This window comes from Geobacillus sp. YF-1 (assembly GCF_052692335.1).
In genome coordinates, this window is sequence record NZ_CP199850.1 from 1,735,745 (window position 1) to 1,758,932 (window position 23,188).

The 23,188-nt window shown below is 57.1% G+C and carries 28 protein-coding genes; 3 read left to right on the plus strand and 25 right to left on the minus strand.

The window, feature by feature from the left end; translation table 11 throughout:
- Nucleotides 1–76: 76 nt before the first annotated feature.
- The 12 genes from ilvA to ACTVIM_RS08775 form a co-directional block, all read right to left on the minus strand.
- Complete coding sequence (ilvA, locus tag ACTVIM_RS08720; protein ID WP_033843860.1) at nt 77–1,348, minus strand: threonine ammonia-lyase IlvA; 1,272 nt, start codon at nt 1,346–1,348, stop codon at nt 77–79.
- Nucleotides 1,349–1,563: 215 nt separating this feature from the next.
- A complete protein-coding gene (locus tag ACTVIM_RS08725; RefSeq protein ID WP_144974521.1) occupies nt 1,564–2,013 on the minus strand; it encodes a YndM family protein in 450 nt (149 codons plus the stop codon).
- 113 nt (nt 2,014–2,126) lie between these two features.
- Nucleotides 2,127–2,621 carry a dihydrofolate reductase gene (locus tag ACTVIM_RS08730; RefSeq protein WP_445614275.1) on the minus strand — a complete coding sequence of 165 codons (495 nt, stop codon included), beginning with the start codon at nt 2,619–2,621 and terminating at the stop codon, nt 2,127–2,129.
- Between the two features lie 13 nt (nt 2,622–2,634).
- A complete protein-coding gene (thyA, locus tag ACTVIM_RS08735) occupies nt 2,635–3,429 on the minus strand; it encodes a thymidylate synthase (RefSeq protein ID WP_445614336.1) in 795 nt (264 codons plus the stop codon).
- Between the two features lie 145 nt (nt 3,430–3,574).
- On the minus strand, nt 3,575–4,276 hold the full coding sequence (locus ACTVIM_RS08740; protein ID WP_445614276.1) for an anthrax toxin lethal factor-related metalloendopeptidase: 702 nt from the start codon (nt 4,274–4,276) through the stop codon (nt 3,575–3,577).
- A 99-nt stretch (nt 4,277–4,375) separates the two neighbouring features.
- A complete protein-coding gene (locus ACTVIM_RS08745) occupies nt 4,376–4,954 on the minus strand; it encodes a YpjP family protein (protein WP_445614337.1) in 579 nt (192 codons plus the stop codon).
- 21 nt (nt 4,955–4,975) lie between these two features.
- A complete protein-coding gene (locus tag ACTVIM_RS08750) occupies nt 4,976–6,166 on the minus strand; it encodes an LL-diaminopimelate aminotransferase (protein WP_445614277.1) in 1,191 nt (396 codons plus the stop codon).
- A gap of 340 nt (nt 6,167–6,506) precedes the next feature.
- Nucleotides 6,507–6,638 carry a YuzL family protein gene (locus ACTVIM_RS08755; protein ID WP_081897296.1) on the minus strand — a complete coding sequence of 44 codons (132 nt, stop codon included), beginning with the start codon at nt 6,636–6,638 and terminating at the stop codon, nt 6,507–6,509.
- Between the two features lie 147 nt (nt 6,639–6,785).
- On the minus strand, nt 6,786–7,223 hold the full coding sequence (locus tag ACTVIM_RS08760; RefSeq protein ID WP_033843853.1) for a BrxA/BrxB family bacilliredoxin: 438 nt from the start codon (nt 7,221–7,223) through the stop codon (nt 6,786–6,788).
- Between the two features lie 140 nt (nt 7,224–7,363).
- On the minus strand, nt 7,364–8,518 hold the full coding sequence (locus ACTVIM_RS08765) for a conserved virulence factor C family protein (RefSeq protein ID WP_445612321.1): 1,155 nt from the start codon (nt 8,516–8,518) through the stop codon (nt 7,364–7,366).
- Nucleotides 8,519–8,521: 3 nt separating this feature from the next.
- Nucleotides 8,522–9,013, minus strand: a complete 492-nt coding sequence (locus tag ACTVIM_RS08770; RefSeq protein WP_445612322.1) for a glutathione peroxidase — start codon at nt 9,011–9,013, stop codon at nt 8,522–8,524.
- Between the two features lie 63 nt (nt 9,014–9,076).
- Nucleotides 9,077–9,589, minus strand: a complete 513-nt coding sequence (locus ACTVIM_RS08775; protein ID WP_445612323.1) for a hypothetical protein — start codon at nt 9,587–9,589, stop codon at nt 9,077–9,079.
- A gap of 119 nt (nt 9,590–9,708) precedes the next feature.
- Between ACTVIM_RS08775 and metA the strand changes: the two genes are divergently transcribed.
- The 3 genes from metA (at nt 9,709) to ACTVIM_RS08790 (ending at nt 11,219) form a co-directional block, all read left to right on the plus strand.
- The gene (gene metA, locus ACTVIM_RS08780) at nt 9,709–10,617 is read left to right on the plus strand and encodes a homoserine O-acetyltransferase MetA (RefSeq protein WP_144974533.1); all 909 of its coding nucleotides are present in this window, start codon (nt 9,709–9,711) and stop codon (nt 10,615–10,617) included.
- 203 nt (nt 10,618–10,820) lie between these two features.
- Nucleotides 10,821–10,916, plus strand: a complete 96-nt coding sequence (locus ACTVIM_RS08785) for a YjcZ family sporulation protein (protein ID WP_081897213.1) — start codon at nt 10,821–10,823, stop codon at nt 10,914–10,916.
- Between the two features lie 153 nt (nt 10,917–11,069).
- The gene (locus ACTVIM_RS08790) at nt 11,070–11,219 is read left to right on the plus strand and encodes a hypothetical protein (protein WP_445612324.1); all 150 of its coding nucleotides are present in this window, start codon (nt 11,070–11,072) and stop codon (nt 11,217–11,219) included.
- Between the two features lie 42 nt (nt 11,220–11,261).
- Here ACTVIM_RS08790 and cobO read toward each other — a convergent pair whose 3' ends face one another.
- From cobO to ACTVIM_RS08855, 13 genes are all read right to left on the minus strand, one after another.
- The gene (gene cobO, locus ACTVIM_RS08795) at nt 11,262–11,807 is read right to left on the minus strand and encodes a cob(I)yrinic acid a,c-diamide adenosyltransferase (RefSeq protein ID WP_033020776.1); all 546 of its coding nucleotides are present in this window, start codon (nt 11,805–11,807) and stop codon (nt 11,262–11,264) included.
- Nucleotides 11,788–12,558 carry a uroporphyrinogen-III C-methyltransferase gene (cobA, locus tag ACTVIM_RS08800; RefSeq protein ID WP_445612325.1) on the minus strand — a complete coding sequence of 257 codons (771 nt, stop codon included), beginning with the start codon at nt 12,556–12,558 and terminating at the stop codon, nt 11,788–11,790. The genes cobO and cobA overlap by 20 nt, the downstream gene beginning before the upstream one ends.
- The gene (locus ACTVIM_RS08805; RefSeq protein ID WP_445612326.1) at nt 12,555–12,752 is read right to left on the minus strand and encodes a nicotinate-nucleotide--dimethylbenzimidazole phosphoribosyltransferase; all 198 of its coding nucleotides are present in this window, start codon (nt 12,750–12,752) and stop codon (nt 12,555–12,557) included. The genes cobA and ACTVIM_RS08805 overlap by 4 nt, the downstream gene beginning before the upstream one ends.
- Nucleotides 12,753–12,992: 240 nt before the next feature.
- Nucleotides 12,993–14,495, minus strand: coding sequence for a cobyric acid synthase (locus tag ACTVIM_RS08810; RefSeq protein WP_445612327.1), 1,503 nt, complete (start codon nt 14,493–14,495; stop codon nt 12,993–12,995).
- A complete protein-coding gene (locus ACTVIM_RS08815) occupies nt 14,488–15,852 on the minus strand; it encodes a cobyrinate a,c-diamide synthase (protein ID WP_445612328.1) in 1,365 nt (454 codons plus the stop codon). Before ACTVIM_RS08815 ends, ACTVIM_RS08810 begins: the two co-directional genes overlap by 8 nt.
- Nucleotides 15,798–16,970: a cobalt-precorrin 5A hydrolase gene (locus ACTVIM_RS08820; protein WP_235207617.1), complete on the minus strand. Its 1,173-nt coding sequence runs from the start codon at nt 16,968–16,970 to the stop codon at nt 15,798–15,800. Before ACTVIM_RS08820 ends, ACTVIM_RS08815 begins: the two co-directional genes overlap by 55 nt.
- The gene (gene cobM, locus ACTVIM_RS08825) at nt 16,957–17,745 is read right to left on the minus strand and encodes a precorrin-4 C(11)-methyltransferase (protein ID WP_445612329.1); all 789 of its coding nucleotides are present in this window, start codon (nt 17,743–17,745) and stop codon (nt 16,957–16,959) included. The genes ACTVIM_RS08820 and cobM overlap by 14 nt, the downstream gene beginning before the upstream one ends.
- Entirely contained in the window at nt 17,742–18,443 is a 702-nt protein-coding gene (gene cobI / locus ACTVIM_RS08830) for a precorrin-2 C(20)-methyltransferase (protein WP_445612330.1), read from the minus strand. The genes cobM and cobI overlap by 4 nt, the downstream gene beginning before the upstream one ends.
- The gene (gene cbiE / locus ACTVIM_RS08835) at nt 18,440–19,645 is read right to left on the minus strand and encodes a precorrin-6y C5,15-methyltransferase (decarboxylating) subunit CbiE (RefSeq protein WP_445612331.1); all 1,206 of its coding nucleotides are present in this window, start codon (nt 19,643–19,645) and stop codon (nt 18,440–18,442) included. The genes cobI and cbiE overlap by 4 nt, the downstream gene beginning before the upstream one ends.
- Nucleotides 19,611–20,729 (minus strand): cobalt-precorrin-5B (C(1))-methyltransferase, encoded by a 1,119-nt coding sequence (locus ACTVIM_RS08840; RefSeq protein WP_445612332.1) that lies wholly within the window; start codon nt 20,727–20,729, stop codon nt 19,611–19,613. The genes cbiE and ACTVIM_RS08840 overlap by 35 nt, the downstream gene beginning before the upstream one ends.
- Before the next feature lie 6 nt (nt 20,730–20,735).
- The gene (locus tag ACTVIM_RS08845) at nt 20,736–21,383 is read right to left on the minus strand and encodes a precorrin-8X methylmutase (RefSeq protein ID WP_033020766.1); all 648 of its coding nucleotides are present in this window, start codon (nt 21,381–21,383) and stop codon (nt 20,736–20,738) included.
- A gap of 179 nt (nt 21,384–21,562) precedes the next feature.
- Nucleotides 21,563–22,339 (minus strand): precorrin-6A reductase, encoded by a 777-nt coding sequence (cobK, locus tag ACTVIM_RS08850; RefSeq protein WP_445612333.1) that lies wholly within the window; start codon nt 22,337–22,339, stop codon nt 21,563–21,565.
- 15 nt (nt 22,340–22,354) lie between these two features.
- Nucleotides 22,355–23,182, minus strand: coding sequence for a sirohydrochlorin chelatase (locus ACTVIM_RS08855; RefSeq protein WP_445612334.1), 828 nt, complete (start codon nt 23,180–23,182; stop codon nt 22,355–22,357).
- Nucleotides 23,183–23,188: the final 6 nt, after the last annotated feature.

Here is a 23,188-nt window from a genome sequence, read left to right on the forward strand (position 1 = left end):
ACCGATTTATTTATATTATACACCAATCTGGTGAAAAAGTATGTCGGAATGAGTGAATGGATTTCGACTTTTTTCGTCAAATCAACAGATGGAACAAGTTCGGATCTTTGTTGACTTCTTGGAACGGGAAGCCTTTTTTCTTCATCCGCTCGATGAGCGGGGCGTAGTCCTCGCGCCGTTTCAACTCGATGCCGACGAGCGCCGGGCCGCTTTCTTTGTTGTTTTTCTTCGTGTATTCAAACCGGGTGATGTCATCGGTCGGCCCGAGCACCTCATCCAAAAACTCGCGCAGCGCCCCGGCCCGCTGCGGGAAGTTGACGATGAAATAGTGCTGCAGCCCTTCATAAATCATCGAGCGCTCTTTAATTTCCTGCATTCGGTCGATGTCGTTGTTGCCGCCGCTGACGACGCAGACGACCGTTTTGCCGCGGATTTGTTCCTTATAAAAATCAAGCGCGGCGATCGGCAACGCCCCCGCCGGTTCGGCGACAATGGCGTTTTCGTTGTACAACTCCAAAATCGTCGTGCACACTTTCCCTTCCGGAACGACGACGATGTCATCCAGCACCCCGCGGCATAACGCAAACGTCTTGTCCCCGACCGTTTTGACCGCGGCTCCGTCCACGAACTTGTCGATTTCCGCAAGCGTCACGACATGGCCGCGCTCGAGCGCCGCTTTCATCGACGGGGCGCCAGCCGGTTCGACGCCGATGACTTTGGTGGACGGGGAAATGCTTTTCACGTACGTCCCGAGCCCGGCCATCAGCCCCCCGCCGCCGATGCTGGCGAACAAAAAGTCGATCGGTTCGTCGCAATCGTTCAGCACCTCGACACCAATCGTCCCTTGTCCGGCGATAACGTATTCGTCATCAAACGGGTGGATAAACGCACGCCCTTCCGCTTCCGCGCATTTGACCGCCTCGTTGTATGAGTCGTCAAACGTGTCGCCGACAAGGACGATTTCAATCATTTCCTTGCCGAACAGCTGCACTTGTGACACTTTTTGCCGCGGCGTCGTCGCCGGCATATAAATTTTCCCGTGCACGCCGAGCGCCCGGCACGAGTAAGCCACGCCTTGGGCATGGTTGCCGGCGCTGGCGCATACAATTCCGTTGCGCCGCTCCTCATCGGTTAAATGCTTCATCCGGTTGTACGCGCCCCGCAGCTTAAACGAGCGGACGACTTGCAAATCTTCACGCTTCAAATAAACGTTGCACCCGTAACGTTCGGACAAGAGCGGGTTTTTTTGCAGCGGCGTATGGAAAACGACATCTTTGAGCGTGTGGTACGCGATCAAAATGTCCTCGACGTATACCGCTCCTTGCTTTCGTTTCAGTTGCTGTTCCATGCTCTCGTTCCCTTTCTTTTCTAAGTTGTCTTTGATTTGTAGATTATATCACAAATTCGCAAAAAGAAAAGGGAATTTTCGAAAAGTTTTTGTGCCGGGGCGAGCGAATGCCTCATCCGTGCGGTCCCGCCTCGGTGGGTGGTTGGCGCGAAGCAACGGCACGTCTTCCAAAGAAAACAGTCGTTCGCCGGCCGCCAAACAAAAAAAGACCGGCGCTACCGCCGATCTTGATCTCGATCTTGATCAAATTCTTCCTCTTCAGCCAACTCCATCGCCCATCTTCCTTCATCATACCACCGGTGCGCCTCCTCCCGTCCCGCTTCTTCAAGCACGTGGTTTTCCATATACAGATGGAAAAACGCTTCGACCGCCCCGATGGCCAAGGCGCTGAAAAACGCGCCGTACGCCATGTTGACGGACGGGGCAATAAGGGCCACACTGGCCGGCCAAATAAGCAAAAAGGAAAGCGGCACGTCAACAGCGGCGGCGACAAAATGGCCGAAGCGCGGCAACACGAACAAATCGCCGACGACGTAGGAAACGAGCGCCGTGATGATCGTCATGACTGAAATCAACGAGAGCGGAGCATTAAAAATCGTAAATATCGAAAACAAGACGACGCTCCAAGCGGCCAACTTGACGACAAACGGAACGATATGCTTCATCATCTTCCTCCATTTCCAAGCATCGTTCGTATACCGTTATCGTGTCTTTTTTGCCCCGCTTCTATGCAAACAGGGCGCCTTGCCGTTTGGCAACAAGCGCCCTGTTTTTCCGCTCACTCCGCTTTTTTCCGCTCATAAATGAGAAAGGCGTGCTCATATGGATTTTTTTCGTCTTTGATTCCCGGCGTACAGGAGACGATTTTCCACTCTTTTTCGGAAATGGGCGGGTAAAACGTATCACCGGGGAACGAAGCGAAAATGTTCGTGATATACAGCCGGTCGGCCATCGGCATCGTCGCCCGAAACAATTCGGCCCCACCGATGATAAACACTTCATCGCGGCGCGCCGCGATCCATTGCTTGACCTCTTCGAGCGAATGAAGCACAACGCAACCGTCCGGGCGAAACTGCGGGTTGCGCGTGACGACGACGTTTTCCCGGCCGGGAAGCGGGCGGCCGATCGCTTCAAACGTTTTGCGCCCCATCACGATGGCATGCCCCATCGTTACCCGTTTGAAATACGCTAAATCGGCCGGCAAATGCCACGGCAGCCGGTTGTCTTGGCCGATCACCCGGTTCTCGGCCATCGCGACAATGTGCGAGATCATCGCTTTCGCTCCTTTACACCGCCACCGGCGCCGGTATCGCCGGATGCGGGTCATAGCCGACAATTTCGAAATCGTCGTATTCGTAATCGAAAATGGACGGCGGCTTCCGTTTAATGACGAGTTTCGGGAGCGGGCGCGGCTCGCGCGTCAGCTGCAATTTCGCTTGCTCAAGATGATTTTTATACAAATGGACGTCGCCGCCGGTGAAAATGAGTTCACCGACATCAAGTCCGCACTGCTCAGCGATCATGTGCGTCAACAGCGCATAGCTGGCGATGTTAAACGGCAAGCCTAAAAACGTATCGACGGAACGTTGCTGCCACATGCACGACAGTTTTCCGTTCGCTACATAAAACTGAAACGCATAATGGCACGGCGGCAGCTTCATGTTATCCAGCTCTCCAACGTTCCAAGCGCTCACTAGCAGCCGGCGCGAGTTCGGATTTCGCTTGATCTCCTCAACGACCCAAGCGATCTGGTCGATCGTTTTCCCGTCCGCTCCTTTCCACGACCGCCATTGCGCACCGTAAATGGGACCGAGGTCGCCGTTTTCATCGGCCCACTCGTCCCAAATCGTCACGCCGTTTTCCTGCAAATAGCGGACATTCGTGTCGCCTTTTAAAAACCAGAGCAGTTCATAAATGATCGAGCGGATATGCAACTTTTTCGTCGTCACGAGCGGGAATCCGTCCTGCAAGTTAAAGCGCAGCTGACGGCCGAACACCGACAGCGTGCCGACGCCGGTCCGGTCCTCTTTTTCGACGCCGTTTTCCAAAATATCTTCCAACAGCTGCAAGTATTGCCGCAATGTCCTCACCTCACGCTTTATCATACCATAAGGACGGCAGCAAGCAACGATTTTTCGCGCAAAACACCGCGGCGAAAACACGGGCTTGCTCTATCGGCCGCATGACCGGTTGCGCCGATCTTTTGCAAGCGGGCGACGTGTCAGTCTAGCCCCGCTCCGCCAACCGACGGATGAATGCATACGTGTTCGGGGCCAACGCCCGCAGCTTGTCCCGCGTTTCATCGCTGGCGTAGTAATAGGCGAACGATTCAGCGAAATACTCCTCGGGATACGTTAAAAAATAAGACTCGCCCGGAAACAGCCGCGGCGCCTCCTCCCGCCAAATCGCTTGAAAGGCGCTTGAACGGTGAATGCTGTCAAAAACGATGGAATCAAGCGAATGGGCAAACTCATGCAGCTCCAAATTGACCGAGCCGTGCCCTTTTCCTTTCTCGCTATGGCCGAGGCGGACGAGCACTAACTGCGATCCGCCGAGCCCCGGCACCTCATCCCATGTTTTGGATCCCGGCGCATAGCCGCGCGGCGTCTTCCCGCGCAAGTGACGAGCGGTCGGCTCATTCGTGATCGGGCCCGTCACCAGCTGGATGTAAATATGATGAGCAGCCGCCTGCTCCAAAATGGCGCGATCAATGCGGGCAAGCGTGCGAATCGTCTTGGTGGCTTGAGCGGCAGAAAAGTCCGCTTCCGGCACGATGACGATGCGTCCAAGCAGATCGTGCGACGGAATCGTTTGCACCTTCAAGCCGCTTTCGTTGAGCAGCACGCCATGTGCGGCCGGGTACGGTGAGAGCGACAGAAGCGGAACGGCAAACAGCGCCACTAGCAAGCTCATAAGCAGCCGTTTCATCATGGTTTCCCCCGCTTCTTTTTCTTTCAATCTATGAAAATCATAACATAGAACGAAGCGGGGAAAAACGCGCAAAATTAGGAAAGAACCGCGAACCGCTTAGGTGCGCCAGTTCGGCGGCGTATTTTTGGACCAGTAAATTTTCCCAAGCTCATAGTGGGCTTGAAAGCCGTCCTCACAAGTATGATAGTGGAACTGAAACCAATAGCCGTCTTGCGGCGGATGCTCGCGGCGGACGTGAAAGCGGAGCAGATCTTCCCCCGTATCGACCCGATACAAATGAAAGATGCGTTCCCCTTGCCCGCCGGACGGATTTTCTGAAACCGCCAAATAGCGGAGTTCGTCCTCTGGATAACGCTCGGCAAGCTCGGCGATCACCGTTTCGATGCGCGGCAAAATGACGGTGCGAAACTCCTCTTCAATAACCGGAGCGATTTTGCGACCGAATTTTTCATGCGACTGGGTAGCGGCCTTTTCGATCGTCTGCTCAATGAATTGGGCGCGCGTCAAGGAGCCGGCTTCATCGGCACGACCGACTGGATTGTGTTGCCAATCGGGAGACGAGGCATCGTCTGACGGCGGCTCTTTGGCGGCCAGCAATGAGGCGGGCGGCGTGACAAGTCCAAACGTGGAAACGGTAATGGCGGCAACAAGCGCTTTTCGCAGCCAAGCCGGCAGTTTCATCGCTTTCACCTCCCGTTACCGCCGCCTAGCGGCTGAAGACGCGAACAAGCCGGTCGCGCTTAATTTCGCCACCGCGCGGCGCAACACTTCTTCCGGCTGGACGAGGGCGATGCGCACGTACCCTTCACCGCTCGGCCCAAACGCGTGCCCAGGCGTCACCACGACGCCGGCGCGGTCAATCAGTTCGTTCGTAAACGACAGCGATGTAAACCCGTCCGGAATTTTTGCCCACACGAACATGCCGGCTTGTGGACGGTCCACGTGCCAGCCGATTTCGGCCAGACCGGAAACGAGCGCGTCGCGGCGCGCTTGGTAGATGGCGCGAGTTTGGGCGCAAAAAGGAGCACCGTAACGAAGCGCTTCGGCAGCCGCCTTTTGAATCGGCCAAAAAATGCCGTAATCCAAATTTGATTTGAATTCAGCGAAGGCGCGGATCACCTCGGCATTGCCGCATACGTAGCCGACACGGCAGCCGGCCATATGGTAGCTTTTTGACAACGAATTGATCTCCACACCAACGTCCTTTGCGCCTGGAACAGAAAGAAAACTCACCGGCTTGTTTCCGTCATAATACAGCTCGCCGTAGGCAAAATCGGAGACGACAAGCACGTCGTAGCGTTTCGCAAACTCAACTACTTCGCGGTAAAACGATTCCGTCGCCATAGCGGGCACCGGGTTGCCGGGAAAGTTCAAAAACATGATTACCGCCCGTTTGGCGATCTCTTCCGGAATGGCTCCCAAGTCGGGCAAAAATCCGTTTTCCTCCTTAAGCGGCAGAAAATACGGCTCCGCCTCCGCCATGGCCACTCCCGCGGCGTACGCTGGATACCCGGGATCCGGCAGCAAAATCACATCGCCCGGGTCGGCGAACACGATCGGCAAATGTACAAGCCCATCCTGCGACCCGATGACGTACGTCACTTCCGTTTCCGGATCGAGCGTGACGCCGTGCGAAGTCCGGTAATATTCCGCGACCGCTTCATGAAACTCGCGAATGCCTTTTAATGTATAGCCATACGCGTTTGGTTCATGAGCGTAGCGAGCGAGCGCCTCGCGCACAAACGGCGCCGGCGGCAAATCCGGGCTGCCGACGCTTAAATCGATCCATTCGTCGTGAAGATGATGCCGCTGTTTTCGATACGCCGCAAGCTCGGCAAACACAGACGCCGAAAACGCGGCCATTCGCTTCGCTTTTTTCATGGCCATTCCTCTCCCCTTGCCAAGACAAAAACCGCTTTTCCTTTTTGCTTTCGTTGGTATATACTATGGTTATATGAATAGTGTACCATATGTTCAAGGGGAAAATATAGACAGAAAGGCGGGAAAATGGGGTATGAATACGATCTTTTTTGCGGCCAGCCTCATTACGTTGTTGTATTTCATTTACAGCTGCATCGCCAATGCCTAACAGAGGCAAAGAAAAAGAGGGCATCCCCAATGGACCGGGACGCCCTCTTTCTCGCTATATATACGTACTGACTGCTTCTGCCGCACGATATGTTGTGCCTATCTGGAAGGAAGGCGACCTTTTAGGTCAGCTCCTTTTTTAGTCCACTTTCGTTTTTTTGCGGGCGGAGTCAAGCTCATAAGCGCCTGTTTCCGCTTGTGTCGTCCCTTGTCCTCTGACGTCCGGGGCGCTGATGCCCGTTTTCGAACGATCTTTTTTCCGCTTCGGCACGCCGATCACCTCCGTCTTTATCGTTCCCGGCGGCGCGCCTCCGTATGCGAAAGCCAAGAAGGACGGCGCGTCTGTTCGGGAGCGGATGCCAGCGCACCCAACCGCCCGCGAGGCGGCCCCGGCACAAAGAGGCGGACGCAACGGCCATTAGCGGCAATGCGTTTGAAAGGCGGAGACAATATTGGCCATGACCTCTTCTAACGAATGAAATTCAATCTCTTCACGGGGAATGAAATGAACGACTTCTTTTCCTTTTAAGAGCGCCATCGACGGCGAGGACGGCGGATAGCCGACAAAGTACTCGCGCATTTTCGCCGTCGCCTCTTTATCTTGGCCGGCGAACACCGTCACCAAATGATCCGGCTTTTTCTCGCTTTGCAGCACCGCTTGCGTCGCCGCCGGACGCGCCAACCCAGCCGCACAGCCGCACACCGAGTTGACAAAAACAAACGTCGTTCCTTCCACTTGTTCCATAAACTGCTCGACTTCCTCGCTCGTGCGCAGTTCGCGGAAGCCGGCGCGGACGAGCTCGTCGCGCATCGGTTGCACGAGCTGGCGCATATAGTCTTCGTACGCCATCGACATGACCATCATCCCTCCATCTCATCGTGATCGCGTCATCAGCATACTACATTTCAAGCAAGAAAAGCAACGAAGACGGCGGCCGGCCCGGACAAAACCAGCGATGCCGGAAAACGGCATGCTTCCCCACAGCACCGGCCTCTTCAGTCAACCTCTTTTTCCGCCTCTGTTTCTTTTTTCCGGCTTTCGGTCATTTGTTTCCAAACCGACCCTTTTGCCGCTTCACCGCCTTCGATCCGTTCAATGGCCATTTTCACTTGCAAACTCACTTCAAACTCCGGATCGTCTTCCGCCGCTTTTAACGCCGCTAGCGCCGATTCATCGCCGACCTCGTACAAAAACATGGCCGCGCGCCAACGGACGAGCTTGCTTTCGTCCTTCAGTGCTTCAATCATGGCCGGAATGGCCTCCGGATCGCCGATGTCGGACAAACAGTCGCCGGCGGTGCGGCGGACCGCAACGGCCGGATCGTTTAACGCTTCGTACAAATACGGAAGCACCTTTTTGCCGCCGATCATGCCAAGATACGCGGTCGCCAAACGGCGGATGGCCATTTTTTCATCCTTAAGCGCCTTCGCCAACACCGGGATATCGTCCTCGGTCGGCTCAGCCATCTGTTCGAGCGCGGCATACCGTTTGCGCCAGTCCGGGTCATCGAGCATCTCGCTCGTCACTTTGAGGCTTGGCCGCTTTTGCGCCGTTTTTTCCTGCTCGCCGCGGCGGAACATGTTGACGATCCGCTCGAGCCGCTCGGGCGGATAGGCGGCCGACAGCTCATCGACGATTTCGCGGCCGATTTCCTCAAACGTGCCGTAGCGCACTCCTTTTTCAACCCATTTTCGCTCAAACACGACATTTCCCGCGTATTTTTGCGCCTCAATGACCGCGTCCATAAACGGTTTCGGCAGCCCGACGCGATGCTCGCGCTCCCCGTCGACAAGCTTCACTTGCATCGGCAAGCCGTACAACATTTGCACGAACACTTTCACTTCGCCGAAATGTTCGTTTCCTTTCGGCTTGGCCGCGGCGCCGTCATCCGCTTCCTCGCCGAACACTTTGCGCACGTTCGCCAAAATGTCGCGCCAGTCGTATTTCGGATGGCGCTCAATCGCCAAAAAGTCGGCGACATGGTAGATGCTTTTCACCCCGTCAATGCGCAGCAACGCTTGAATGAGCGGCGGCGCTTCGCTGATGTTGTCCGATTTATAGTTATGGCGCACGCCGGATGGCAACTCTTCATCAAGCAAGATTTTCATCGTGTTCGGGCTTGGCGTCGGTTCAATCGCTTGAATGCGCAAACGTCACCCCTCCTTGTTTGACAGCAGCTTTTCAATTTCCTTTCTCAACTCGTTCGGCTTCGTTTGCGGGGCGAAACGAGCGACAACCTCGCCGTTACGGTCGACCAAAAACTTCGTAAAGTTCCATTTGATCGCCTTTGTTCCTAATGCGCCCGGCGCTTGCTCTTTCAAATAGTGAAACAGCGGGTGGGCGTGATCGCCATTCACATCCACTTTCGCAAACAACGGGAACGTCACGCCGTAATTGAGCTGGCAAAATTGCTCAATTTCCTCTTCCGTCCCCGGCTCTTGGCCGCCGAACTGGTTGCACGGAAAGCCGAGCACCACAAACTCGCGATCGCGATAGTCGTCATACAACTCTTGCAGCTCTTTATACTGCGGCGTAAAACCGCAACGGCTCGCCGTGTTGACAATCAACAGCACCTTGCCTTGATAGACGGAAAGCGGTTGTTCCTCACCACGAATCGTTTTGGCGCTAAATTGATATACACTCATGATTTTTCACCTCATCCTCATCATAACGGATTTTATCGTTTCGTTCCACTTTTTGCATCGCTGCTAGTCAACGAACGATTGCAGCTGCTCGAGCGACGAAATCATATACGGCACCATCGCCGGCAAATCGGCCGCATTTTCTTCATAAATGAGGCGGGCAAACTCAACCGCGACTTCATTTTCATACGGACCTTGTTCATATGGAAATGGAAAGCGGAGCGTTTGTCGGATGATTCGCTCCCGTCCCCAAATCGTCCGCAGCGTGCCTTCAATGAACGGACAAACGGACGAACGGCGAACCGGCAGGGCAAACAAAAGAGCGAGTCGGCAGCCGGCTTGGCCGCGATAGAGCCGCTCGTTGGCGAGCTCAGCAAAATCGAGCGAAAGCCGCGCGGTGCAGACGACGAACCGATCCGGCGCATCATTGAGCCGAAATGAAATGGCGTACTCCCGCAACAAACGGGCCAAATCGACAAGATCGCGGCGGTCGACGACGGCGATGCGCCCTTGCAAGTCCGCGTCGTACACGGCCCCTTCCAGCACTGTTTTTAAATTGTCAAACGCCGTCGGATCCAATTGCCATCCCTCCTTTTGATTCGCAAGCGGTTTCAGAGCAAAAAAGCCATTGAAGAATGTTGACAAAGTTTTTATAATTAAGGTATTTAATAGCGAGACCGAAACGGAGGGGACAACCATTGCCAATCAACATTCCAAAAGACTTGCCGGCCAAGGAAATACTCGAACAGGAAAACATTTTCGTCATGGATGAAGAACGGGCTTACTCACAAGACATCCGCCCGCTCAACATCGTCATTTTAAACTTGATGCCGGAAAAAGAAAAAGCGGAGACGCAGCTGCTTAGGCTGCTCGGCAACTCGCCGCTGCAAGTGAACATCACCTTCTTGCGCCCGGCGACCCATGAACCGAAAACGACAAGCAAACATCATTTGGATCAATTTTATACCATTTTTCCGCAAATCCGCCATCGAAAGTTCGACGGGATGATCATTACCGGAGCGCCGGTCGAACAACTGCCGTTTGAAGAAGTGACGTATTGGGATGAATTGACGGACATTATGGAATGGACGAAAACGAACGTCACTTCAACGTTACATATTTGTTGGGGAGCGCAAGCCGGCTTGTATTACCATTACGGGATTCCGAAATATCCGCTGCCGGAAAAATGTTTCGGCGTGTTCAACCATACGGTGGAAGTGAAAAACGTTAAGCTGTTGCGCGGCTTCGACGATGTGTTTCGCATGCCGCATTCGCGCCATACGGATGTCAAGCGCGAAGACATCGAAAAGGTGCCGGAGCTGACGATTTTGTCGATGGCTGAACGAGCAGGCGTTTGTCTCGTCGCCTCAAACGACGGCCGGCAAATTTTCTTGACCGGCCATCCGGAATATGACGCCACGACGCTGAAAGAAGAGTATGAACGAGATTTGGCGAAAGGGCTGCCCATCCAACCGCCGGAATCGTATTTTCCAAACGACGACCCGAGCCAGATGCCGCTCAATACATGGCGTTCGCACGCCAATTTGCTGTTTATCAACTGGCTGAACTATTACGTTTATCAAGAGACGCCTTACGAGTGGGAATAAGCGGCATGTCGGCGAAAAAGCGGCTCGCTTGGCCACCCGGACGATGCCGCGCTCGCCCGCGAAAAGAAAAAACAGCTCGAAAAAACGCCTTCGCTGTTCTGGCAAGGCGTTTTTCTCATTTTCGTCACCTATCGACAATTCCCTCAGTCATTCACGCCGATGCGGCATATCATATGGTAGGCTTGATGGGGAGGTGAATCGGGATGGGCGCTTGGTATGGCAACGGATTTGCCTTGATCGTCGTCTTGTTTATTTTGTTGATTATTGTCGGTGCCGCTTTCGGCGGTTACGCTTACTAACCTGTTCGCCTTGGCCGCTTGTTTGCCAGCATCCGCACGAACGACGGGGAGACGCCGCTGATGGCGTTGCCCCGTTTTTTTGCGTTCGCGAATAAAATCGGTTGAGAGGCGGATGCTAATGATGCAACCCGGCGCAATAAGGAGGTGGCGGCGATGACGAAGCGGCCAAATAAAGGAAGCCGGAATCAAAACACGCCGACGCAAGATCCGATGGCGCTGCTCGACGGTCCGGTTTCCGGTGACAACAGCAAAGGGCGGCGGCAAAACAAAGCCCAACATGACAAAACTGATGAATATCCGTAACCTGCAAAAAAGCGGCCTTGGTTGCGCCGCTTTTTTGTGCTACTAAAATTCAATCCCTTTCATCGCCGTTGTCCCTTGTTCATAGTCGTGCTTCACTAGCTTCATTTCCGTGGCGATATCGGCGGCCGCCATCAGCTCGGGGTGCGCCGCGCGGCCCGTGATGACAAGGTGGAGCGCCGGCGGTCGGGTGCGGATCAGTTCCAGCACATCGTTGACTGATAAGATGTCGCTGATCGGAAACCGGTCAATCGCCAAGGCGTTGTTCAATTCATCTAACACGATGACGTCATACCGGCTGGAATGGACATACTCGTTCGTCACTGCCCAAGCGCGCCGCAGCGCTTCGCGGTGCACTTCCGGCGTTTTCGTCCATGTGAAGCCGGCGCCGAGCTGGCGCACTTCGACACCGAGACGCCGCAACGCCAACTGCTCGCCATACGTACGCTCAGGTGACTTGATAAACTGCAGCACAGCGACTCGCATTCCTCGGCCGACGGCGCGCAACGCCAAGCCCAAGGCGGCCGTCGTTTTCCCTTTTCCATCGCCGGTATAAACGATGACCCGCCCGCTACGACGAGGCGTCGGCATCGACCATGCCCCCTTGCCGCTCCGGAAACCATTGGAGCGTCTCACGCAGACGAACGACCTCACCGATGATGATGATGGCCGGATGAGAAATGCCCGCTTTTTTCGCCTCGTCTGGCAGTGTCGAAAGCGGCGCCGCTACCGTGCGCTGCCGCTCCGTCGTCCCCCATTCGATGATGGCCGCCGGCGTATTCGCCGGCTTTCCGGCCGCCAGCAGCCGGCCGCAAATATCCGGCAAGTTGGCCGCTCCCATGTACACGACGATCGTATCGCAGCCGCGGGCGAGCGCCTCCCAGTCGATCCGCTCGCTCCGATGGCCGCTGACCATCGCCACCGAGGCGGCGTAATCACGGTGGGTGACGGGAATGCCAGCGTACGCCGGCACCGCGATGCCGGATGTCACCCCTAGAACGATTTCAAACGGAATTCCGGCTTTCGCCAACACTTCCGCCTCTTCACCGACGCGGCCAAAGACGCACGGATCGCCGCCTTTTAAGCGGACGACCGTCTGGCCTTGACGCGCGCGGTCAACGAGCAAGTCATGAATCTGTTCCTGCACCGTATCATGTTTTCCCGGCTCCTTGCCGCAGTAAAGAAGCTCGGCGCCGGGCTTCGCATAGCGCAGCAGCTTCCGGTTGATGAGCCGGTCGTAAACGACAACGTCCGCCCGTTCTAGGCATTCGCGGCCGTAAACCGTGATGAGCCTTTCATCCCCCGGCCCGGCGCCGACCAAATACACTTTGCCGACGGTCATGCTTGTTTCTCCCCTTTCTCTTCCCCTGTCGAAATGCCCGCGGACGCAAACGTCGCCATCTCATTCACCATGACGGTTGCCGCCACGTCTTCAAGCCGGCCAAGGCTGCCGGGCGGTTTGGTCAATTGATCAATATAAGCACGGGCTTGTTCCGCCATTTCGCGGCGGATCGGCGGGATGGAAACGTTCATCATGGACGCGCCATCCTCCCTTTTCACGGGAATAGGCGCTTCCTCCTTTCTCATCTAGGATTGCAGGAGCGCAAAAGCCTTTATTTTCAGCCGGTGCCGTGGGAAAAGAAACGAACGAACAACACTTGCTTTCCGCTTCCTGCCTCAAGCGCGCGACCGGGCTCGCTTCGCCGGCGCCGGACTCCGGAAAACCGCAAAGGTCGAAGCGCGGGTCAGTCATGCGAGCGCCTCGTTTTTCAGAGCTTACTCATGCTGAAATTGCCGCATCATCTGTTCGATCCGTTCGACCGCCACATGTTGGCAAACGTGGGCGGCTAACCGGTCAAACGCCGCTTCCTTGAGAGCGCGAAACGGGACGGGTTCCGATAACGACAGCCCTTTTTCCTTGCGAATGTCGTTGAAAAACGCCGCGCGAAACGCATCGTTATGAAACAAATCGTGCATATAGGTGCCGAGAACGCGGCCATCGTCGCGCTTCGCCCCCATCTGGCCCCCATCGTCCTCCATCAGCGGAACATAACCGGCAAGCGGTGTCGAGCGCCCCATATGAATCTCGTATCCTTGCACAGCCAATCGGTTCCCGTTCCATGTCAGCACCGCTTTCGAACGAACGGTCACTTTCGTCCGCTCCAGCGTCGTCTCGATCGGCAACAGCCCGAGTCCTTTGACCTCGGGAAGCGATGTCTCGACCCCATGGGGATCGCGGATGACCGCTCCGAGCATTTGATAGCCGCCGCATATCCCGACAACCCTTGTTTTGCCTTCGGCGACAAGCGCAGCGATGCGGGAGGCGAGCCCGCGCTGTTTCATGTACACAAGGTCTTCGATCGTGTTTTTGCTGCCGGGAAGCACGATGACATCCGGCTCGCCAAGCTCGGCGGCGTGTGTCACTAGCCGGACGCGGCAATCCGGTTCAGCGAGCAGCGGGTCAATATCGGTGAAATTGGCGATTTTCGGACAGCGGATGACAGCGATGTCAATCGCCCGCTCGCCACCAGATGAGGCGGCGAAACGCTCTAGCGCCAGCGAATCTTCGGCATCGATTGCCAAATCGGGCAAGTACGGAACGACGCCGAGCACCGGCACCCCGGTGTAACGCTCAAACCAATCGAGGCCCGGCTGCAAAAGCGACCGATCGCCATGGAACTTGTTGATGATCACGCCAATGACCCGCTTTCGATCCCTAGGTTCCAGCAGCGTCAACGTTCCAACGAGGCTCGCGAACACCCCACCCCGCTCAATGTCGCCAATCAGCACGACCGGGGCGTTGGCAAGCCGGGCGACGCGCATGTTGACGAGCTCACGGTCGTTTAAATTCACCTCGGCCGGGCTGCCCGCTCCTTCGATGACGATCCGCTCATACTCGCTCATTAACGTGTCAAGCGACTGGCGAATGATGGCCAATCCTTGCTCAAAAAATTCACTTCGGTAAGCCATCGCCGGCATGGTGGCGTACAGTCGGCCGAGCACAACCACTTGCGATTCATTCATTCGGCTTGGCTTCAGCAAAATCGGATTCATTTCCGCCCGCGCCGGCACACCGGCGGCTTCGGCCTGAATGCCTTGCGCCCGTCCGATTTCTTTCCCGTCCGGCGTAACGTAGGCGTTCAGCGACATGTTTTGCGCCTTGAACGGGGCCGTTTTCCAGCCGGCTTGGGCAAACAGCCGGCAAAAAGCGGTGGCGATGACGCTTTTACCGGCATCGGAATGGGTGCCTTGAAACATGATGGGCAGCGCTTTAGCCATGGATCGTCACCTTCTCGCATTCAGCGAGCCAGCGCTCAACCATCATCGGTGCGGACGCAAAATGGAAGTGGACATAGCCGGCAACGAGCCGATGCGCCAAATACCCGTCCGGTTTCGTTCCTTTCCGGCCGCTCGTTTCGTAGGCAAACGGCACCTCTCCCCGCGGTTCGTACACGGAATAGTGAAACTCATGGCCGCGCGCCTGTTCTCCCTCCGGCAAAAGAACGTTTCCTTTTCTTCCGTGCACTTCACGATATCCAAGAGCAGCCAGCTTCGTTTTCATCATGACCCGCCCCGGGATGACGCCGGCCATCTCATAAGCCGTGCCGTCCGTCGCGACAAGCTGTTCCGTGAGAAACATAAACCCACCGCATTCGGCGAGCGTCGGCAGCCCGCGTTCGATGGCGGCGCGGATCGACTGCTTGACCGCCGTCTGGCGCGCGAGCTGGTCGGCAAACTCCTCCGGAAACCCGCCGCCGATGTACAAGCCGTTCACCCGATCAGGAAGCGGTTCGCCGGCGAGCGGGGAAAAGTAGACTAGCTCCGCGCCGCAGGCCGAAAGCATTTCTAGATTTTCAGGATAGTAAAAATGAAACGCGGCATCTTTCGCGACCGCTATGCGCGCCCGATACGGCCGCGAGGGGCGAATGAGCGGCGCGGACGGTCCGAAAGCCGGCGCTTGGGCGATGGAAAGCAGCAACTCCCAATCGATCGTGCGCATCACTTTTTTTCCCAGTTCAGCAAAAAACGAGTCGAGCTCCCCCCGCTCTACGGACGGCACCAACCCTAAATGGCGCTCCGGCAAGGTCAGCTCTTCCGCTTTTGGCAAATAGCCGACGACCGGTATTCCACACGTCTGCTCAATCGCCGCTTTGACGAGCCGGAAATGCCCTTCGCTGCCAACGCGGTTGGCAAATACGCCAGCAATATGCACGTCGGGACGGAACGTCTGAAAGCCGCGAACGATGGCGGCCGCGCTGCGGGCCATCCCGGAACAATCGACGACAAGCAACACCGGGCTTTGCGTCAGCACGGCAATTTCCGCCGTCGATCCTTCATCCGAGAGCGGCTGTTTCCCGTCAAACAGCCCCATCACACCCTCGATGATGGCGATATCCGCTCCTTGACAGCCGTTGGTGAGCACCGTTTTGACCGCTTCGCTTCCCATCATCCAGCTGTCCAAGTTGCGCGCCGGCCGGCCGGTGACCGCCGTATGGTAAGTCGGATCGATGTAGTCCGGACCGCATTTAAACCCTTGCACCGTATAGCCTCGCTGCTTCAGCGCCGCCATCAAGCCGAGCGTCACCGTTGTTTTGCCGGCGCCGCTTCCCGGGGCGGCGATGACCAATCGTCGCATGACTCGCTCCCCTTTCCTCGTCTATGGCGAATCAACGCCACGGAAATCGTCACATTGCCCGCTTTCTTTTTTACGAGCGCCATCCGCTCGGCCCCGCTGTACAATTTCGCCGCCGGCTCGCTCACCCCATACGCGCCGGTGTAGCGGTAGACGGTCTCGGACGGCGCTTCGATCGGCACCGCGTTCAGCTCCTCCGGCGTGTACGTGACGAACTCCCAGCCGTATTTGCCGACAACTTCGCGAAGCCCGGGCTCGTCTTTTTTCAAATCGATCGTGCACACCGCTTTGACGCTTTTTGGCGAAAAACGCAGCTCATGGAGCGTCTCGAGGATGACCGCTTCGATTTCATCAGCCGCTGTGCCGCGGTTGCAGCCGATGCCAAGGGCGATCACCTTCGGGCGGTACAGCACACCGTTTTGCAAAATCGCCTCTTCATCCGGCTCAAGCAGACGATGAGTGACCACGAGCGCGGCCGCCGGACGGGCGGCAAGCGCCTCCGCGATTGAGCCGTACACGGTGATGTTTTTCGGCAGCGGCCGCCCCTCCGGCCACCAATCCGGTTCCCCGGACTCTTGCACGATCGCCACCGGCTCTTCGTTCACGACCGCAGCGCTCACCGGCGTCAGCTTGGCATCCGACTCCCATTCCCAGCCGAACTGGCGGCCGAACAAATCAACGGCGATCGTCTGCTGCACGTCAGAAGCGGTCGTAATGACCGGGCGGGCTCCAAGAATCGCAGCGACGCGCCGCGTCAAGTCGTTTGCCCCGCCTAAATGACCGGACAGCACGCTGATCACATGCTCCGCCTTATCATCGATGACAACGACCGCCGGATCGGTCTTTTTGTCTTTTAAGAGCGGGGCGATCATCCGCACGACGGCGCCAAGCGAAATGAGGCAAATAAGGCCGTCATAGCGGGCGAACAGTTCCGGCAGCAGCGCCCGGACGTTGCCGGAAAACAGGCGAATCTGTTGTTCTTGTTCGTCGCCGCGAGCAAACTTGTCCGTATAATAGACGTCTGCTCCAGCTAGGGTGCGGCCCAGCCGACGGGCAGTCTCCACCCCATGCTTCGTAATGGCGACAACCGCATATCGTCCGTGTTCCTCAATCTTGTTCACGCTGTCCTTCCCCCTTCCGGTATCCGTGCGTAAACGTGCGGTCGTACAGGCGCGAACGGTAGCCACGTTCATGAACGGACGGGTCAAGCGCCCAACCGATCAGCATAATCGCGTGCTTCGTCACTCGATGACGGCGCATCTCTTCCGCCATAGCGGCGACGGTCGTGCGAATGATCCGCTCATCCGGCCATGTCGCCTTGTAGACGATCACCGCTGGGGTATCGCCGCTCCAGCCGGCGTCAAGCAGCGCCGCGCTCACTTTTTTCGCCAATGTCGCGCTTAAAAACAAGACGAGGGTGCAATGATGTTTGGCCAGCTCTTCCAGCCGTTCGCGCGGCGGCACCGGCGTCCTCCCCTCAGCGCGCGTGAAAATGACCGTCTGCGTCAGTTCCGGAACGGTGAGTTCAGCCTGCACAGCGGCGGCGGCGGCAAACGCCGAACTGACGCCGGGAACGATTTCCACTTCCACTCCTTCTTCTTTCAACATAGCGATTTGCTCAAGCGTTGCCCCGTAAATCGATGGATCACCGGTATGGACACGCACGACAAGCCGGCCTTGTTTCGCTTGTTCCACCATCGCCGCGACCATTTCTTCCAAATGCATGCCGGCGGTATGAAAAACGTCCGCTTCCGGCTTCCGGTAGCGTTCAATCAATTCCTCGCTCACCAACGAATCGGTGTAAAAAATGGCATCCGCCGCAGCCAAAAGCGCGGCGCCGCGGACGGTGATCAAGTCCGGCGCTCCCGGCCCCGCCCCTACGATATACAGCTTCACTTTCTCACCACCATCAATGTCAAATATTCGAGCGACGCGCCAGCCAATTCCTCAACGTTCCACACTACTTCCTCGCCGGACGTCACCTTCGTGATGACGGCGGCGCGCTGAAGCAAATCGAGCTCCCGCAGCAAGTCGAGCAGGAGATCGATCACTTTCGCCACCTTAAAAAAAACGACGCAATCGTGTCGAAGAAGCGCGGCTTTCATCGCCTCGTAATCGTCGCGCGCCGGCACGATCGCCACCGTTTCATCCCCATCCGCCAACGGCAAACGCAGCCGAGCGGCGGCAGCGTTCGCCGAACTGACCCCTGGGATGACTTCAATCGGCACTTCTGGATAACGCTGTTCCATCACGCGCATCAAATGGATGAACGTGCTGTACAGCAGCGGATCGCCTTCGGTCACAAACGCCACATCGCGTCCGGCCGCCAGTTCCGCCCAGATGGCGTCCGCCGCCTCGTTCCATTTCGGCTCAAGCACTGCTGGGTCTTTTGTCATTGGAAAATGCAAGCCGAGACGCCGCTTTTCATCCGGGGCAAAATAGGCGTCAACCATTTGTTCCGCGTAACTTTTGCTTTGTCGCCCTTTCTTCGGATACGCGATGACGTCCGCTTCTTTCAGGCGGCGATACGCCTTCACCGTCATGAGCTCCGGATCGCCGGGACCGACGCCAACGCCGTACAACGTGCCGGTCATTCGTCTCCCTCCCGTTTTGCCGCGATGATATAAACCGGGTTTAACGCCTCAAAGCGCGTCAAGTCCAAAATCGGTTTGCTGCGCGATGCTTGCGCCAGCGTAATGTCCACTTGAAACCCGCGCTCGCGCAAAGCGGCGCACGCTTCGGCAAGCGTCTCCACCGTCGCCGCGTTGATCACGATGCGCCCGTTTTTCTTCAGCCGTTTCGCACAGACGTCCAACAGCGGCGCCATCGCCCCTGACGTGCCGCCGATAAAGATGGCATCCGGGTCAGCAAACTCATCAAGCCGATCAGGGGCCTTGCCGTGCACAAGCGTGATGTCGACGCGGAATTTGCGCAAGTTTTGCCGGCAAATTTCCACATCATGTTCATTTTTTTCAATGGCGAACACCGCCCCGTCGCGGGCGATTTTCGCCGCTTCAATCGCGACCGAACCGGTGCACGTGCCAATATCCCAGACGACGCTGTCCGGGCGCAAACGCAAAGCGCTCAAGCTGAGCACGCGCACTTCTTTTTTCGTAATCAACCCTTTGTCTGGTTTGCGCTGGAAAAACTCATCATCCTCAATGCCGAGCGGCCAAGAAGGACTGGGCGCCGTCCTCCGCAGCACCACTATATTTAATGGAAGAAACTCGGCTTCCGCCATTTCTTCTAGTTTGAAAAACCGGCACCGCTCATTCGGCCCGCCGAGCTCCTCGCCGACAAACGCCTCATACTCCGTCATGCCGTATGCCAGCAAGTAGCGGGCGATGGCGGCTGGTGAATTTGTCTCATCCGTTAAAATCGCGACTTTGCGCCTCCCGTCAATCCGTTGGGCCAAGCCCGTTAACGGCCGGCCATGGACGCTGAGGAACACCGCGTCTTGCCAAGACTCGCCCATTTTGGCAAACGCCCATTGCACCGAGCTGACAGCCGGGTACACGTCGATCGGCAGTTTGCCGGCTAAATAACTGCCGATTCCATAAAAAAGCGGATCACCGGAAGCGAGCACGACCGTGTTGCGCGTTTCATGGCGGAGCCGCTCGACGAGCTCGCTCAGCCCGCTGCGAATCACGATCGTTTCTCCTTCATATGCCGGAAACATCGCCAGCTGCCGTTCGCCGCCGACAAGCAATTCGCTTTCGTCAATCCAGCGTCGATACAGCTCAGGAAGGCTCGCTGGCCCGTCAGCTCCCACTCCGATCAACTTCATCGTCGCCATCCAACAGCACCGCCTTTCCTAATCGTTGTCCGTTCATCGTGTAAATGGACACAGCCACGTTCAAGCCGCCCCCGACTTCGTGGAGCGCCGCCTGGCAGCACGCTTCGCACAACAGCTCGAAAAACTTCGTGCAGCCGGCTTCTTGCATCATGTCGCCGACTTGCGCCGCCGTATTCGCTCCTCGCACGGCGTCAACCAGCTCCTTGGAAGCCCCGGCTTGTCGAGCGAGCGTTGCCAAAAAACCGAAGTCAACCGGCGCGCTTTTCGAGTGCACCATCATGACGCCTTGGGCGACTTTGGAAAACTTCCCCATCATGCCGACCATCGACACCATTTCCATGCCGAGCCGTTTGCACTGCTTTAACGTAAATCCGACAAAGTCGCCCATTTCGATAAACGCTTCTTCCGGCAAATGGGGATATTCTTGCATGGCGTATTTCTCGCTCCGCCCCCCGGTTGTAATGACGACATGGCGGCAGCCATTCGCCTTCGCCACTTGCAGCGCCTGCACGATGCTCGCCCGATAAGCGGCGGTGGAAAACGGAACGACGATGCCGCGCGTTCCTAAAATCGATATGCCGCCGATGATCCCAAGACGAGCATTCAACGTTTTTTTCGCAATCTCTTCGCCGCCCGGCACGGAAATGACGACGTTCACCCCGCGGTCAACGCCGTGTTGCGCGAGCACTTCGTTGACGGCTTCGTGAATCATTTTGCGCGGTACTGGATTGATCGCCGCTTCGCCGACCGGTACCGGCAATCCCGGCTTCGTGACCCGCCCGACCCCTTCTCCGCCGTCAAGATGGACCCCGGGCTCCGGCGCCCAAGAAACGGTGGCAACGATGCGGGCGCCATGCGTCGCATCCGGGTCATCGCCGCCGTCTTTCACCACCGCCGCGGTCGCCGTCGCGCCGTGGATCACGCACGATTCAACAGCGAAAGTGACGACTCGGCCGATCGGCAGCCGAATCGTCGCCTCCGTCTGCACCTGACCGGTAACGAGCGCGGTGAGGGCCGCTTTCGTTGCCGCCGTCGCACACGATCCGGTCGTGTACCCTTCCCGCAGCGTTTTGTTTGCCCCCATCGCCCGTCACACTCGCTCGGCCAACAGCGATAAAGCGTTTAAAGCGGCGACCGTCACCGTGCTTCCCCCTTTGCGCCCCCGGTTGGTAATAAACGGCACATCGAGTTTCGCGAGCTCCTCCTTTGACTCCGCCGCCGACACAAATCCGACCGGCAAGCCGATGATCAATCCGGGCCGCGCTTTTCCTTCCTTGATCAAACGAATGAGCTCCAGCAGCGCGGTCGGGGCGTTGCCGATGGCGAAAATGCCGCCTTCCGCCTCCTTCACTGCTTTGCGCATGGCGACGATCGCCCGTGTCGTATTGAGCCGCTTCGCTTCAGCGATAACATCTTCATCGGAAATATACACGCGCACCGAACTGCCGAATTTCGCAAGGCGCGCTTGATTGACGCCCGCTTGCACCATTTGCACGTCGACAACGACAAGCTTGCCGCTGCGAATGGCGTCAATGCCGGCGCGAACGGCGTCGGGATGAAAGAGAAGGCTTTTTCCGAGCTCAAAATCAGCCGAGGCGTGAATGACGCGCTGGACGATCGGATATTGCTCAGCCGTAAAGGAGTGCTCGCCGATCTCCTCGTCAATGATTTGGAAACTGCGCGCTTCGATCTGTTCCGGTTGGACGGTCACCGGGCGAAATGTTGTATGAAATTCCATGCTCACTCGCTCCTTTCCTTTTTCCATATCCACACGTGCGTTCCGTCTCTTTTCCCCGCCGCGGCGAAGAAGAGAATGAAGGCCGAACCGCTTCCTGTCGCTGCAGAAACGAAGGAAATGAAGACAAGCGCGCGGACGGCAATCGTTTGCCGCCGCGCGGGACGTTTGGGCGGCGCGCCTCAGCCCGCGGGGAGCGGAACGCGCTCTTTCAATGCCGCCAGCACGCCGGCAAACTCGTGATGCACAATGCCGTACGCCAAGCGCGGACGGCGGATGACGATGACATCGATGCCGAGCTCCTCGGCGGCGGCGATTTTCTCATCGACAAACCCGACTTTGCCGCTTTCTTTCGTCACCACGACCGTGACGCCAAAATGGCGGTACAGCGCCCGGTCGAGCTCTTTTGTGAACGGCCCTTGCATCATGACGATCTGCTCTTGGGAAAAACCGAGCCGCTCGCATTTATCAAGATTGTCTTTGCGCGGCAGCATTCGCGCGATCACCTTGACGTTCGGGCGGCCGATGAGCCTGGCGGCGAAAATGTCGAGCGTTTTGCTGCCGGTGGTGAGCATGACGACGCCGCCCTTTTCCGCCGCCAAGTCCGCCGCTTCTTCATAGCTGTCAACAAATGTCACCCGCTCCGAGGCAATCGCTGTCTCGCGCCGCTCATAGCGGATGTACGGCAAATCCATCTCCGCTGCCGCCTGCATGGCGTTTTTCGACGCCTCTTCGGCAAACGGATGGCTCGCGTCGACAATCACCTTCGCCCCTTCCGCTTTGGCGAGTTCGGCCAGCTGAAAGGCGTCCAGCCGCCCGACGTACGTTCGAATGCCCGCGGCTCGCAACTGTTCCGCGGCGTGATCGGTGACGACGGTCGCCGTCACGTCATATCCGGCGTGCTGAATCATCACCGCTAATTCGCGGGCATCGCTTGTTCCAGCCAACAACAAAATCATCACTGCTTCCCCCTTTCAATGATGATGGTGATGATGGTGGTGATGGGCGGCGTGAATCCGGTATTGACAGACATCACAGTTCATCGCCGCCGTTTGCCCGAGCGCCTCCTCGAGCCGGTCGAGCACAATGTCAGCCAGCTTCGGATGAAAGCCGAAATAGCCGGCAAGCGCAAATGAGAGATGCGAGTGCTCAGCTTGGTATTGCGCCACTTGCCGCTCAAGCCGCTTGATGAGCACGCCGGTGAACAAAAAATACGGCAAGATGACGATCCGTTTCGCACCAAGCGCCAAACAGCGGTGAACGGCATCATCGAGCGACGGGGTGGTCACGCCCATAAACGCCGGCTCAACGAGCGAATAATCGGTCTGTTCCCAAAACAAGCGGGCGATTTTGTATAAATCGCTGTTCGCGTCTGGATCGCTGCCGCCGCGGCCGAGCAAAATGACCGCCGTTCCGTCGCCCGGCTGTTCCGGACGCTCGCCGATTTCCCGCAGCCGGTCGCGCAAAATGGCAAACGTCTGCTCATGAATGCCGATGGGGCGGCCGTAGCGAAACGTAATATGCGGATAACGCCCTTTCGCTTCGTCGATTTCCGCTGGAATATGGAGCTTCGAATGCCCGGCCGGCAATAAAATGAGTGGAATGACCGCGACGTCCGTCGCCCCGGCTTCGGCACAACGTTCGATTCCTTCGCCGATCGACGGACGGCCAAATTCAAGGAAGCACGTTTCGACATGAAAGGAAGCGGCAAGGCGCGGCCGCAGCCGCTCAACAAACTGCACCACTTGTTCGTTTCCTTCCGGATCGCGGCTTCCATGGCCGACAAATAAAATGGCTTTCATCGTTTT